The following is a 13,074-nucleotide window of genomic DNA, read 5'->3' as shown; positions in this document are numbered from 1 at the left end:
TTAGCGCTCGACCTCGCCCTTGATGAACTTCTCGACGTTCTCGTAGGCCTCGTCGTCGAAGTACTGCACCGGCGGGGACTTCATGAAGTACGAGGACGCGGAGAGGATCGGGCCGCCGATGCCGCGGTCCTTGGCGATCTTCGCGGCGCGCACGGCGTCGATGATGACACCCGCGGAGTTCGGGGAGTCCCACACCTCGAGCTTGTACTCGAGGTTCAGCGGGACGTCACCGAAGGCGCGGCCCTCGAGGCGCACGTACGCCCACTTGCGGTCGTCCAGCCACGCCACGTAGTCCGAGGGACCGATGTGGACGTTGTTGTCGCCCAGCTCGCGGTCGCGGATCTGCGAGGTGACGGCCTGCGTCTTCGAGATCTTCTTGGACTCCAGGCGCTCACGCTCGAGCATGTTCTTGAAGTCCATGTTGCCGCCGACGTTCAGCTGCATGGTGCGCTCCAGGCGGACACCGCGGTCCTCGAAGAGCTTCGCCATGACGCGGTGCGTGATGGTGGCGCCGACCTGGGACTTGATGTCGTCGCCGACGATCGGGACGCCCGCCTCGGTGAACTTGTCCGCCCACTCCTTGGTGCCGGCGATGAAGACCGGAAGGGCGTTGACGAACGCGACCTTGGCGTCGATGGCGCACTGCGCGTAGAACTTCGCGGCGACCTCGGAACCCACGGGGAGGTAGCAGACCAGAACGTCGACCTGCTTGTCCTTGAGGACCTGGACCACGTCGACCGGGGCCTCGGCGGACTCCTCGATGGTCTGGCGGTAGTACTTGCCCAGGCCGTCGTGGGTGTGTCCACGCTGGACCGTGACGCCCTTGTTCGGGACGTCGCAGATCTTGATGGTGTTGTTCTCGCTGGCGCCGATGGCGTCCGCGAGGTCGAGGCCGACCTTCTTGGCGTCCACGTCGAACGCGGCCACGAACTCCACGTCCTTGACGTGGTAGTCGCCGAACTGGACGTGCATCAGACCCGGCACCTTGCCGGCCGGGTCGGCGTCCTTGTAGTACTCGACGCCCTGCACCAGCGAGGCGGCGCAGTTTCCTACACCGACGATGGCTACGCGAACCGAACCCATTCCGGTTGCTCCCTGTGTGTTCTCGACGAAGTCCTGCGGACGCAGGGCCTTCAGTTGGCGGTGTCCTCGGACGGATCCGGCCGGGTGCTGTCCCGATGCCGGGGCAGGCCGCCCGTCTCTCCTGATGTGTGGTCCTGCTGAGCGGAGCCGGTGGCCGGGCCGGATCGCTGATCCCGCCCCGCCCGCTCGCTCTCGATGAGCTCGTTCAGCCAGCGCACTTCGCGCTCCACGGACTCCATGCCGTGCCGCTGCAGCTCAAGCGTGTAGTCGTCCAGGCGCTCGCGCGTACGGGCCAGGGAGGCGCGCATCTTCTCGAGACGCTCCTCCAGCCGGCTGCGACGACCTTCCAGCACGCGCATCCGCACCTCGCGCTCCGTCTGCCCGAAAAAGGCGAAACGTGCCGCGAAGTGCTCGTCCTCCCAGGTGTCGGGACCGGTGTGGGAGAGCAGTTCTTCGAAATGCTCCTTCCCCTCGGCCGTCAACCGGTAGACGATCTTGGCCCGGCGCCCTGCGAGTGAAGCGGCGAGAGCGTCCTCGGGAGCGCTGCCCGGTTCCTCGATCAACCAGCCGCTCGCGACCAGCGTCTTGAGGCAGGGGTAGAGGGTCCCGTAACTGAAGGCCCGGAAGATCCCCAGTGAGGTGTTGAGCCGCTTGCGCAGCTCGTACCCGTGCATCGGGGCCTCGCGAAGCAGGCCGAGAACGGCGAATTCGAGGATGCCGGAGCGTCTGCTCACCCTTCGCCTCCTCTGCCGCCGCGGACCTTTATGCCGTGCTGATGTATCGACTCGATACATCCTGACGATAGAACGGCGGAGCGCCTGCGACAAGGGGGGGCATCGTGAACGGCGTCACATCGTCAATTCATCGGAAGCAAGTTGCCTGATTTGGGGTGAACTTCGGCCCCTGGCTGGTTTTGACCGTGCGTAGTCTGTGCGGCATGCAGACCACCGGGAGCCGAGTGACGTCAGGGGGCGTCGGCGCGTACCGCGCCATCGGCATACCGGGTGCACGGCGGACGGGCCCGGCGCAGGGCCGGTCCGTCTGTCGGGGGGACCGGAACTCACCAGTCGCTTCCAGGCGCTCTCGCCTGCCCGAGGAGTAGTCGTTCGATGAGCGAGCACCGTCGCAAACCGCCGGAGTCGCAAGGCGGGGGCCGCGCGGCGGCCCGGCGGGCTGCCCAGCAGCCGTCCGGCCGCCGCGCGCCTTCCGCCCGGGACTCCGTCACGGAGTCCCCCTCCGGCGCGTACGGAGAGCAGCGGCAGGCCGGTGGGCGAGCCGAGGCGCGACGGGCCGCCCAGCGGTCCGGGCGCCGCGGCGGACCGGGTCCCGGCGACCGGGGGCCCGGGAAGAAGCGCTTCATCGACTACCCGCGCCGCGGCAAGCACGGGTGGCGGCGCTGGACGCCCTCGTGGAAGCTGGTCAGCGGGCTGTGCCTGGGCTTCCTCGGCACCCTGGTGATCGCGATCGGCATCGCCTACTGGACGGTCAGCGTCCCGAACGTGGCCCAGGCGGCCCAGGCCGAGAACAACGTCTACTACTGGGCCGACGGGTCCCAGATGGTCGCGACCGGTGGCGAGGTCAACCGCCAGATCATCGCCTACGAGAAGATCCCGGCCGCCATGCGGTACGCGGTGATCTCGGCGGAGAACAAGACCTTCGAGACGGACTCCGGCGTCGACCCCCAGGGCATCGCGCGCGCCCTGGTGAACATGGCCAAGGGCGGCCACACCCAGGGTGGCTCCACGATCACCCAGCAGTACGTGAAGAACGCCCGCCTCGACGACCAGTCGCAGACCCTGACCCGTAAGTTCAAAGAGCTCTTCATCTCCATCAAGGTCGGCGCGACCAAGAAGAAGAGCGAGATCATGGCGGGCTACCTGAACACCGCGTACTACGGACGCGGTGCCTACGGCCTGCAGGCGGCGGCCCGTACGTACTACAGCAAGGACGCCAAGGACCTCGATCCGAGCCAGTGCGCGTTCCTCGCCTCGCTGCTCAAGGGCGCCACCTACTTCGACCCCGCCGGCGCCACCGAGATCGACCCGGCGGCCACCCCGCAGCAGAACACCAAGAACGCCATGAACCGGTGGACCTGGATCCTCGACGAGGAGGTGAAGGACGGCCATCTGACCGCGGCGGAGCGGGCGAAGTACAAGACCTTCCCGATGCCCGACAAGCCCAAGAAGAACGCGCAGCTCAGCGGGCAGATCGGCTATCTGGTCAGCCTCTCCAAGGCGTACTTCGTCAACAACAACACCCAGGGCATCACCGCCAGCGACCTGGACAAGGGCGGCTACGAGATCCACACGACCTTCGACAAGAAGAAGGTCCAGGCGCTCGAAGGGGTCGTGAAGAAGGTCCGCAAGGAGAACCTCGACACGAAGAAGCGGCCGACGCTCGACACCTTCGTCCAGTTCGGTGCCGCCTCCGTGGACAACAAGACCGGCGCCATCAAGGCGATCTACGGCGGTGAGGACGCGACGAAGCACTTCACCAACAACGCCGACCAGACCGGTGCGCAGGTCGGCTCGACCTTCAAGCCGTTGGTCCTGGCCGCCGCCATGGAGTACGGCAAGCGCGACCCGAAGGGTCCCAAGGACCAGGGCGAGTCGCAGCGCACTCCGGTCTCCCCGAAGAGCATCTACAGCGGCATGAACAAGCTGAAGATCAAGAACTACGACGGGAGTGTCTGGACCAACGAGAACGGCGATCCCTGGAAGCAGACGAACGACGGCAACCAGTCGTACAACCCGCCGAGCTACGCGATCGATCTGCGGTACGCGATGCAGGAGTCGGCGAACACGCCCTACGTCCAGCTCGGCATGGACGTCGGCACGGACAAGGTGAAGGACGTCGCCCTGGCGGTGGGGCTCCGCAAGGACAGCCTCGCGTCCTCGACCGTGCCGTCGTTCTCCATCGGCACCTCCTCCCCCAGCGCGATCCGGATGGCGGGCGCCTACGCCACCTTCGCCACCAGCGGGATGCACCACGACGCCTACTCGGTCGAGAAGGTCATGCGCCGGGGTGGCGTCATCTACAAGCACGAGGACAAGGCGTCCCGCGCCTTCTCCGCGGCGGTCGCCGACAACGTGACGGACGTCCTGAAGAACGTGGTCGAGAAGGGCACCGGCACCAACGCCAAGCTCAGCGGCCGTGACGTGGCGGGCAAGACCGGTACCACCGACGAGAACCGCTCCGCGTGGTTCGTGGGGTACACGTCTCAGCTCTCGACCGCGGTCAGCATGTACCGCCTCGACGACAACGAGAGCAGCAAGAAGCGCGAATTCCTGCCGATGTTCGGGACGGGCGGCCAGAAGAAGATCCACGGTGCGTCCTTCCCGTCGACCATCTGGCACGACTACATGGAGCAGGCGCTGAACGGGGTACCGGCCGTCGACTTCCCGACGCCCGAGCCGATCGGCGAGAAGGTGTTCGGCGGCGGCATGTCGCCCAGCCCGACCCCCTCCCCGTCGCCGTCGGACTCGCCGTCGCCCTCCGCCAGCCCCTCGCCCTCTCCGTCGCTGACCCCCCGCCCGACCCCGAAGCCCAGCAAGTCCTGTGGCAAGTGGGACTGGAACTGCGGCGGCCCCGGCGGCGGCGGCCCCGGCGGCACGGACGCGGGCACCGACGCGGGTACGGACCAGGGCGCTACCAACGGAGACATCAGCGGGCCCTCCGGCAGCCCGTCGCCCAGTAAGTCCAAACCGGGCAGCGGCCCCCAGGGGAGCATCTTCGGGGGACCCAACGGCTAGCGGGCCCGGCGCACGCGGCTGAACGCCAGGGGCGATGTTTCACGTGAAACCAGGGGCGGTGTTTCACGTGAAACATCGCCCCTCGGCATTTCCCCGGAGGTGTACGGCAGGATGTGCGGCATGACGAGCGAGACCAGTGCCCGCGCGTACGAGACCCGGCCGGGGAAGTCCGCCGGCCCCGTCGTGCGCCCCACGGAGCAGGACGAGGTCGCCGCGGCCGGCAGCGAGGTGCTGGGCGGTCCCATGGGCCGCTGGGCCTCGGGAGCGGGCCACTGGCTGACCCCGGTCCGGGTGATCACCCTGGTCGCCATCGGCATGTTCGCCCTCGGGATGGCGCAGAAGGCCCCCTGCTACGAGTGGGCGTGGTTCCGGGGCGTGAACTCCCAGTACACCCACGCCTGCTACTCCGACATCCCGCACCTGTACGTGGGCCGGGGCTTCGCCGACGGGAAGGTGCCCTACTTCGACCGGCTCTCCGGCGACATGGACTTCCTCGAATACCCGGTGCTGACCGGGCTGTTCATGGAGGTGGCCTCCTGGCCGGTGTCATGGATGTCCGGCGGCAGCATGCAGCACCGCGAGCAGATGTACTGGATGGTCAACGCGGGGATGCTGATGGCCTGCACGGCCGTCATCGCGGTCTGTGTGGCGCGGACGCACCGCCGCCGCCCCTGGGACGCGCTGCTGGTCGCCCTGGCGCCCGCCTTCGCCCTCACCGCGACGATCAACTGGGACCTCTTCGCCATCGCCCTGACCGCCGCCGCCATGCTGCTGTGGTCCCGCGGCCGCCCGCTCGCTTTCGGCATCCTCATCGGGCTGGCGACGGCCGCCAAGCTCTACCCTGTGCTGTTGCTGGGGCCGCTGCTGTTCCTGTGCTGGCGGGCCGGGAAGTGGCGGGAGTACGGGGCGGCCGTGCTCGGGGCGGCGGGCGCCTGGCTGGCGGTGAACGTGCCGGTGATGCTGCTCGCGCCCGAGGGCTGGAAGAAGTTCTACACCTTCAGCCAGGAGCGGTCGGTCGACTTCGGGTCCTTCTGGCTGATCATCTCGCAGCGCACCGGCAAGTCCCTGGACGTCGACATGGTGAACAACCTGGCGACGCTGCTGATGGTGCTGCTCTGCGCGGGCATCGCGGCGCTGACGCTCACGGCCCCCCGCCGGCCGCGCTTCGCCCAGCTCGCCTTCCTGGTCGTCGCGGCGTTCATCCTGACCAACAAGGTCTACTCCCCGCAGTACGTGCTGTGGCTGATCCCGCTGGCCGCGCTCGCCCGGCCGCGCTGGCGCGACTTCCTGATCTGGCAGGCGGGGGAGGTCGTCTACTTCCTCGGGATCTGGACGTACCTCGCGTACACGATGAGCGGCGAGAAGCACCAGGGACTCCCGCCGGAGGGCTACCAGTTGGCCATCGCCGCCCATCTGCTGACGACGCTCTACCTGTGCGCGGTGATCGTGCGGGACATCCTGATGCCGGAGCGGGACGGCGTACGGCGCGACGGCTCGGACGACCCCTCCGGAGGCGTGCTCGACGGCGCCCCGGACGTCTTCGTCCTGGGTCAGGCGGCGCATCCGCCCCGGCACGCGGCTCCTCTGGTGGAGGGGCCGCGGGTGGAGTGGGGAACGGGGCAGCGGGGCGCCCAGGACGGCTGGTAGCGACGCGAAGGGCCCCCGCCGGTGGCGGGGGCCCTTCGTCGTGTCCTGGGCGGTGACGCGGCGCCTAGCGGTCGACCATGCGGTCGAACTGCGTCGTGGTGTGCCGCAGATGGGCCACCAGCTCGTCACCCACGCGCGGTTCCTGGGAGTCCGAGGGGACGAAGAGGATCGACACCTGCATGTGCGGCGGCTCCGCGAACCAGCGCTGCTTGCCGTCCCAGACGAACGGCGACAGGTTGCGGTTGACGGTCGCCAGACCGGCCCGGGCGACGCCCTTGGCCCGCGGCATCACCCCGTGGAGCGCCTTGGGCGCCTCCAGGCCGACGCCGTGCGAGGTGCCGCCCGCGACCACGACCAGCCAGCCGTCCGAAGCGGCCTTCTGCTGGCGGTAGCCGAAACGGTCCCCCTTCGCGACCCGGGTGACGTCCAGGACGGCGCCCCGGTACTCGGTCGCCTCGTGGTCGCCGAGCCACAGCCGCGTGCCGATACGCGCCCGGAACCGGGTCTGCGGGAACTGCTGCTGCAACCGCGCCTGCTCCTCGGCCCGCAGATGGCTGACGAACATGGTGTGCAGCGGCAGCCGGGCCGCCCGCAGCCGGTCCATCCAGGCGATGACCTCCTCGACGGCGTCGGAGCCGTCGGTGCGGTCGAGCGGGAGGTGCAGGGCGAAGCCCTCCAGCCGTACGTCCTCGATGGCGGAGTGGAGCATGCCGAGCTCCTCCTCCTTGATGCCGTGGCGCTTCATCGAGCTCATGCACTCGATGACCACGCGCGCGCCCACGAGGGCGTGCACCCCGTCCACGGAGGAGACCGAGCGGATCACGCGGTCCGGCAGCGGCACCGGCTCCTCGCTCCGGCGGAACGGCGTGAGCACCAGCAGGTCGCCGCCGAACCAGTCCTTGATGCGGGCGGCCTCGTAGGTGGTGCCGACCGCCAGGATGTCCGAGCCGAAGCGGTTCACCTCCTCGGCCAGGCGCTCGTGGCCGAAGCCGTAGCCGTTGCCCTTGCAGACCGGGACGATGCCCGGGAACTGGTCGACCACGGACTTCTGGTGCGCCCGCCAGCGCGCGGTGTCGACGTACAGGGAGAGCGCCATGGCCGGTTCCGGAACCTTTCTGGTGGCTGCGGTGTGTCAGAGGTGGGAAGGGACGGGACTGCGCACCCGTCAGCGCCTCGACATGTAGATGTCGAGCGCCTTGTGCAGCAGCTTGTTCAGCGGGAAGTCCCACTCGCCGACGTACTCGACGGCCTCACCACCCGTACCCACCTTGAACTGGATGAGACCGAAGAGGTGGTCGGTCTCGTCGAGCGAGTCCGAGATGCCGCGCAGGTCGTAGACGGTCGCGCCCATGGCGTACGCGTCGCGCAGCATCCGCCACTGCATCGCGTTCGAGGGCCGGACCTCACGGCCGATGTTGTCGGAGGCGCCGTAGGAGTACCAGACGTGCCCGCCCACGACGAGCATCGTCGCCGCCGACAGGTTCACGCCGTTGTGGCGCGCGAAGTAGAGCCGCATCCGGTTGGGGTCCTCGTTGTTGAGGACCGTCCACATGCGCTGGAAGTACGAGAGCGGGCGCGGCCGGAAGTGGTCGCGGACGGCGGTGATCTCGTACAGCCGCTGCCACTCGGCCAGGTCCTCGTAGCCGCCCTGGACGACCTCGACGCCGGCCTTCTCGGCCTTCTTGATGTTGCGGCGCCACAACTGGTTGAAGCCCTTGAGGACGTCGTCGAGCGAGCGGTTGGCGAGGGGCACCTGGAAGACGTAGCGCGGCTGCACGTCGCCGAAGCCCGCGCCGCCGTCCTCGCCCTGCTGCCAGCCCATCTTCCGCAGCCGGTCGGCCACTTCGAAGGCACGCGGCTCGATGTGGGTGGCCTCGACGTCGCGCAGACGCTTGACGTCCGGGTCCTGGATGCCGGACTTGATGGCGGCCGAGTCCCAGCGGCGGATGACGACCGGCGGGCCCATCTTCACCGAGAACGCGCCCTGGTGCTTGAGGTGCGCCAGCATCGGCTGGAGCCACTCGTCGAGGTTCGGGGCGTACCAGTTGATGACCGGGCCCTCGGGCAGGTACGCGAGGTACCGCTTGATCTTCGGCAGCTGGCGGTAGAGCACCAGGCCGGCGCCGACCATCTGACCGGTCTTGTCGAACCACCCGAGGCTCTCCGAGCGCCACTCGGTCTTCACATCAGCCCACGCCGGGACCTGGCAGTGGCTAGCCGCGGGCAGGCTCTGGATGTACGCCAGATGCTGCTCACGGCTGATGGTCCTCAGGGTCAGGCTCATGCGGGGCGCTCCTCGGCAGGTGTGTCCCCATGGGTACAGGGGCTCCGGCTCTCGCGCCGAAGCCTACTGCGCCCGGGGAGCGCCCCGGATGGCTGTACGGACCTGAGCGGGTGCGGGGTGTCCTCAGCGGCCGATGACGCCGCCGAAGAGACCGCCGTGGGCCATGCCGAGGAAGAAGCCCACGGCGGCGGCGCCGAGCCCGAGGATCAGCAGGAACCGCTCGCGGGTCGTCACCGAGATGAACTGTCCGTACGCGCCCGTGAGGATCCCCACCAGGCCCGCCCAGGAGCTGAGCAGGTGCAGGTTGTGGAAGAACGCCGTGATGAAGGCCAGTGCGCCGAGCACGACGGTCACCGCCATGAAGGCGTCCTGAAGGGGATGGGGCTTGCCGTCGGTGGCGAAGAGGGAGACGACGGACGAGTTCGATCGCATTGCCTGTGCCATGAGGCACCTCCTGGCGGAAGCGGAGCGCGGCGAAGGGTAGCGCCGCGCACACCCGATGTGTACAGATTGCGGCCGCTGACCGCCGGATTTCAACCGGAAGCCTGTGTGCAGGTACTCTGTACGGTCTGCACCGGTGTCTGCCCTGGCCAGGACGCGGTCCCCCTCTCTCGGAGCGGGATTGTCAGTGGCGGCGGATACCGTTGTTCACGCATCACGACCCTCCTGCCACGGAACGACCGTGGCCGCTGAGTCCAAAGGAGGTGGGTTCCACATGCGTCACTACGAGGTGATGGTCATCCTCGACCCCGATCTGGAGGAGCGCGCTGTCTCCCCCCTGATCGAGAACTTCCTCTCCGTCGTCCGTGAGGGCAACGGAAAGGTCGAGAAGGTCGACACCTGGGGCCGTCGTCGTCTCTCCTACGAGATCAAGAAGAAGCCCGAGGGCATCTACACGGTCATCGACCTCCAGGCCGAGCCTGCGGTCGTCAAGGAGCTCGACCGTCAGATGAACCTGAACGAGTCGGTCCTCCGGACCAAGGTCCTCCGTCCCGAGACCCACTGAGCTTCCGCTCAGAAGTCATCGGGTTCCGAGTAGCAACACAGCAGCCAGCAGCAATCCCCGCCGAGAGGTTCACCCATGGCAGGCGAGACCGTCATCACGGTCGTCGGCAATCTCGTCGACGACCCCGAGCTGCGCTTCACCCCGTCCGGTGCGGCCGTCGCGAAGTTCCGTGTCGCGTCGACTCCCCGCACCTTCGACCGTCAGACCAATGAGTGGAAGGACGGCGAAAGCCTCTTCCTGACCTGCTCGGTCTGGCGTCAGGCGGCGGAGAACGTCGCCGAGTCGCTCCAGCGAGGCATGCGCGTCATCGTGCAGGGCCGGCTGAAGCAGCGGTCCTACGAGGACCGCGAGGGCGTCAAGCGCACGGTCTACGAGCTGGACGTCGAGGAAGTCGGCCCCAGCCTCAAGAGCGCCACGGCCAAGGTCACCAAGACCACCGGTCGAGGCGGCCAGGGTGGTTACGGCGGCGGTGGTGGCCAGCAGCAGGGCGGTGGCAGCTGGGGTGGAGCCCCCAGTGGCGGCCCGCAGGGCGGCGGCGCTCCCGCCGACGACCCCTGGGCCTCCAGCGCACCGGCCGGCGGCGGCCAGCAGCAGGGTGGCGGCGGTGGCGGCTGGGGCGGAAGCTCCGGCGGCTCCGGCGGCGGCTACTCGGACGAGCCGCCCTTCTAGGGCAGCCCGTACCCCCACTTCTTGATCACACAGGAGAAACACCATGGCGAAGCCGCCTGTGCGCAAGCCTAAGAAGAAGGTCTGCGCTTTCTGCAAGGACAAGACCGCTTACGTGGACTACAAGGACACGAACATGCTGCGGAAGTTCATTTCCGACCGCGGCAAGATCCGTGCCCGCCGCGTGACCGGCAACTGCACGCAGCACCAGCGTGACGTCGCCACGGCCGTCAAGAACAGCCGTGAGATGGCGCTGCTGCCCTACACGTCCACCGCGCGATAAGGGAAGGGTGACCGAAAAATGAAGATCATCCTCACCCACGAGGTCTCTGGCCTCGGTGCCGCCGGCGATGTCGTCGACGTCAAGGACGGCTACGCTCGCAACTACCTGGTCCCGCGTGGTTTCGCGATCCGCTGGACCAAGGGCGGCGAGAAGGACGTCGAGCAGATCCGTCGTGCTCGCAAGATCCACGAGATCGCCACCATCGAGCAGGCCAACGAGATCAAGGCCCGCCTCGAAGGCGTGAAGGTGCGTCTGGCTGTTCGCTCCGGCGACGCCGGCCGTCTCTTCGGCTCCGTCACCCAGGCCGACGTCGCTGCGGCGATCAAGGCTGCCGGTGGCCCGGACGTGGACAAGCGTCGCGTCGAGCTCGGCTCGCCGATCAAGACCCTGGGCGCGCACCAGGTGTCCGTGCGTCTGCACGCCGAGGTTGCCGCGAAGGTTGGCGTCGAGGTCGTCGCCGCCTAAGGGCATCGCTCAGCAGAGCATAAGAAGGGCCACACCCTCCGGGGTGCGGCCCTTCGCCGTTGCCGGCGGCAGCGATGTTTCACGTGAAACACGCCCCCCGCCGGAAGGTGCTCAGCGCGTCGCGCCCGTGACCAGCCAGCGCCCCGAACGGGCGCGGAGCCAGAGCGTCAGCATGCGGACCGACATCATCAGGGCCATGGCCCACCACAGGGCGGTGAGCCCGCCGCCGAGCGCCGGGACCAGCAGCGCCACCGGGGCGAAGCAGGCGAGCGTCAGCAGCATCGCCCACGCCAGATAGGGGCCGTCGCCCGCGCCCATGAGTACGCCGTCGAGGACGAAGACGACCCCCGAGACCGGCTGGGAGAGGGCGACCACCAGGAGCGCGGGCAGCAGGGCGTCCCGGACCGTGTCGTCGCCGGTGAAGAGCGGGATGAACAGCGGCCGGGCCACCGCCACCAGCAGACCGAGCACCACCCCGGCGGCGATGCCCCACTCGACCATGCGCCGGCATGCCTGGCGGGCGCCCTCGGTGTCCTCCGCGCCGAGGTACCGCCCGATGATGGCCTGCCCGGCGATCGCGATGGCGTCGAGGGCGAACGCCAGCAGGCTCCACAGGGACAGGATGATCTGGTGGGCGGCTATGTCGGCGTCGCCCAGGCGGGCGGCCACGGCGGTGGCGATCATCAGGACGGCCCGCAGCGAGAGCGTACGGACCAGCAGCGGAACCCCCGCCTGGGCGCTGGCGCGGATCCCCGCCGCGTCGGGACGCAGCGAGGCGCCGTGCCGCCGGGCCCCGCGTACGACGACGCGGAGGTAGACGGCGGCCATCGCGACCTGGGCGGTCACGGTGCCCCAGGCGGAGCCGGCGATGCCGAGGCCGGCCCCGTAGACGAGCCCGACGTTCAGCGCCGCGTTGAGGGTGAAACCGCCGATCGCCACATACAGCGGCGTCCTGGTGTCCTGGAGGCCGCGCAGGATGCCGGTGGCCGCGAGCACCACGAGCATGGCGGGGATACCGAGCGAGGAGACGCGCAGATAGGTGACGGCGTAGGGGGCGGCGGTGTCCGAGGCTCCGAAGAGGTCGATGAACCAGGGGGCCGCGGGCAGGACGACGGCGATGACGCCGGCACCGAGTAGCAGGGCGAGCCAGACACCGTCCATGCCCTGGCGGATGGCGGCCGGCAGGTCTCCGGCGCCGACGCGGCGTGCGACGGCGGCCGTGGTGGCGTAGGCGAGGAAGACGAAGACGCTCACGGCGGTGGTGAGGAGGGCCGCGGCGATGCCCAGACCGGCCAGTTGCGGGGTGCCGAGATGGCCGACGATCGCGCTGTCGGCCATGACGAAGAGCGGCTCGGCGACCAGGGCGCCGAAGGCGGGGACGGCGAGCGAGACGATCTCGCGGTCGTGTCGGCGCCGGGTGTGCCTCGGTGCCACGGGGGCCTGTGTCATGAACTCAATCTAATCTTCCACAGGTAATGGATGCAATGCCAGAGCGATCCTTACCTTGGAACCGGAGTGCGGTTCGGCTGTGCGCCGTTTGTCGTGATCTTGGGCCAGCCGAGAAAGTTTTTCTCCCCCACAGCCGGTGGACGGAAAAACCGCAGGTCAAGCGGGTGGTGCCGGGTGGGCTATGACTTTGTCCACAGTGCTGTCCCCCGGTCCGTGCACAGGTTCTGCGGAGTTCTCCACAGCATCTGGTCCGTCGTCCACATGGCCTGTGGATAACCAGATTGGCTGAAGGTGCCGACGGGCCTAACGTGGACCGGCGCCCGACGCGCCGGAACCGGAGTCGGGCTTCTCGTTTTGTCAGTGCCGTGCCGTAGAAAGAGTGGCACGGCTAGGTCCGCGGAGCGGACGGGAGGAGGTGGCCCGGTGAGCATTCCCGAGC

The 13,074-nt window shown here is 68.6% G+C and carries 12 protein-coding genes; 6 read left to right on the top strand and 6 right to left on the bottom strand.

Annotated elements, in window-relative coordinates; genetic code table 11:
- Together ABZ404_RS18160 and ABZ404_RS18155 are read right to left on the bottom strand one after the other, a co-directional pair.
- Complete coding sequence (locus ABZ404_RS18160) at nt 1–1,083, bottom strand: inositol-3-phosphate synthase (protein ID WP_358833447.1); 1,083 nt, start codon at nt 1,081–1,083, stop codon at nt 1–3.
- 50 nt (nt 1,084–1,133) lie between these two features.
- Nucleotides 1,134–1,817, bottom strand: a complete 684-nt coding sequence (locus tag ABZ404_RS18155; RefSeq protein WP_188276669.1) for a PadR family transcriptional regulator — start codon at nt 1,815–1,817, stop codon at nt 1,134–1,136.
- Between the two features lie 375 nt (nt 1,818–2,192).
- On the opposite strand from ABZ404_RS18155, the gene ABZ404_RS18150 reads away from it, so the two are divergent.
- The gene (locus ABZ404_RS18150) at nt 2,193–4,835 is read left to right on the top strand and encodes a transglycosylase domain-containing protein (RefSeq protein ID WP_358990545.1); all 2,643 of its coding nucleotides are present in this window, start codon (nt 2,193–2,195) and stop codon (nt 4,833–4,835) included.
- 120 nt (nt 4,836–4,955) lie between these two features.
- Nucleotides 4,956–6,482, top strand: coding sequence for a glycosyltransferase 87 family protein (locus ABZ404_RS18145; protein WP_358831787.1), 1,527 nt, complete (start codon nt 4,956–4,958; stop codon nt 6,480–6,482).
- A gap of 64 nt (nt 6,483–6,546) precedes the next feature.
- Here the strand turns inward: ABZ404_RS18145 and ABZ404_RS18140 are convergent, their stop codons facing one another.
- The 3 genes from ABZ404_RS18140 to ABZ404_RS18130 form a co-directional block, all read right to left on the bottom strand.
- On the bottom strand, nt 6,547–7,578 hold the full coding sequence (locus ABZ404_RS18140; RefSeq protein WP_358831788.1) for an alanine racemase: 1,032 nt from the start codon (nt 7,576–7,578) through the stop codon (nt 6,547–6,549).
- Nucleotides 7,579–7,647: 69 nt separating this feature from the next.
- Nucleotides 7,648–8,766 (bottom strand): peptidoglycan bridge formation glycyltransferase FemA/FemB family protein, encoded by a 1,119-nt coding sequence (locus ABZ404_RS18135; RefSeq protein ID WP_358831789.1) that lies wholly within the window; start codon nt 8,764–8,766, stop codon nt 7,648–7,650.
- A gap of 123 nt (nt 8,767–8,889) precedes the next feature.
- A complete protein-coding gene (locus tag ABZ404_RS18130) occupies nt 8,890–9,210 on the bottom strand; it encodes a hypothetical protein (RefSeq protein ID WP_358831790.1) in 321 nt (106 codons plus the stop codon).
- Between the two features lie 271 nt (nt 9,211–9,481).
- Between ABZ404_RS18130 and rpsF the strand changes: the two genes are divergently transcribed.
- The 4 genes from rpsF (at nt 9,482) to rplI (ending at nt 11,186) form a co-directional block, all read left to right on the top strand.
- A complete protein-coding gene (gene rpsF / locus ABZ404_RS18125) occupies nt 9,482–9,772 on the top strand; it encodes a 30S ribosomal protein S6 (RefSeq protein ID WP_067162183.1) in 291 nt (96 codons plus the stop codon).
- Between the two features lie 75 nt (nt 9,773–9,847).
- The gene (locus ABZ404_RS18120; RefSeq protein WP_358831791.1) at nt 9,848–10,441 is read left to right on the top strand and encodes a single-stranded DNA-binding protein; all 594 of its coding nucleotides are present in this window, start codon (nt 9,848–9,850) and stop codon (nt 10,439–10,441) included.
- A gap of 43 nt (nt 10,442–10,484) precedes the next feature.
- Complete coding sequence (rpsR, locus tag ABZ404_RS18115; RefSeq protein ID WP_005315025.1) at nt 10,485–10,721, top strand: 30S ribosomal protein S18; 237 nt, start codon at nt 10,485–10,487, stop codon at nt 10,719–10,721.
- Nucleotides 10,722–10,739: 18 nt separating this feature from the next.
- Entirely contained in the window at nt 10,740–11,186 is a 447-nt protein-coding gene (rplI, locus tag ABZ404_RS18110) for a 50S ribosomal protein L9 (RefSeq protein ID WP_067162187.1), read from the top strand.
- 111 nt (nt 11,187–11,297) lie between these two features.
- Here the strand turns inward: rplI and ABZ404_RS18105 are convergent, their stop codons facing one another.
- Nucleotides 11,298–12,635, bottom strand: a complete 1,338-nt coding sequence (locus ABZ404_RS18105; RefSeq protein WP_358831792.1) for an MATE family efflux transporter — start codon at nt 12,633–12,635, stop codon at nt 11,298–11,300.
- Nucleotides 12,636–13,074 lie beyond the last annotated feature (439 nt).

The sequence above is a fragment of the Streptomyces sp. NPDC005878 genome, assembly GCF_040629815.1.
Lineage (GTDB): Bacteria > Actinomycetota > Actinomycetes > Streptomycetales > Streptomycetaceae > Streptomyces.
This window is presented reverse-complemented; position numbering and strand designations above follow the sequence as displayed.

Coding starts and splice junctions, on each gene's coding strand:
- ABZ404_RS18145 (WP_358831787.1), top strand. CDS start 4,956: ATGACGAGCGAGACCAGTGCCCGCGCGTACGAGACCCGGCCGGGGAAG.
- ABZ404_RS18160 (WP_358833447.1), bottom strand. CDS start 1,083: ATGGGTTCGGTTCGCGTAGCCATCGTCGGTGTAGGAAACTGCGCCGCC.
- ABZ404_RS18150 (WP_358990545.1), top strand. CDS start 2,193: ATGAGCGAGCACCGTCGCAAACCGCCGGAGTCGCAAGGCGGGGGCCGC.
- ABZ404_RS18130 (WP_358831790.1), bottom strand. CDS start 9,210: ATGGCACAGGCAATGCGATCGAACTCGTCCGTCGTCTCCCTCTTCGCC.
- ABZ404_RS18135 (WP_358831789.1), bottom strand. CDS start 8,766: ATGAGCCTGACCCTGAGGACCATCAGCCGTGAGCAGCATCTGGCGTAC.
- rpsF (WP_067162183.1), top strand. CDS start 9,482: ATGCGTCACTACGAGGTGATGGTCATCCTCGACCCCGATCTGGAGGAG.
- ABZ404_RS18140 (WP_358831788.1), bottom strand. CDS start 7,578: ATGGCGCTCTCCCTGTACGTCGACACCGCGCGCTGGCGGGCGCACCAG.
- ABZ404_RS18105 (WP_358831792.1), bottom strand. CDS start 12,635: ATGACACAGGCCCCCGTGGCACCGAGGCACACCCGGCGCCGACACGAC.
- rplI (WP_067162187.1), top strand. CDS start 10,740: ATGAAGATCATCCTCACCCACGAGGTCTCTGGCCTCGGTGCCGCCGGC.
- rpsR (WP_005315025.1), top strand. CDS start 10,485: ATGGCGAAGCCGCCTGTGCGCAAGCCTAAGAAGAAGGTCTGCGCTTTC.
- ABZ404_RS18120 (WP_358831791.1), top strand. CDS start 9,848: ATGGCAGGCGAGACCGTCATCACGGTCGTCGGCAATCTCGTCGACGAC.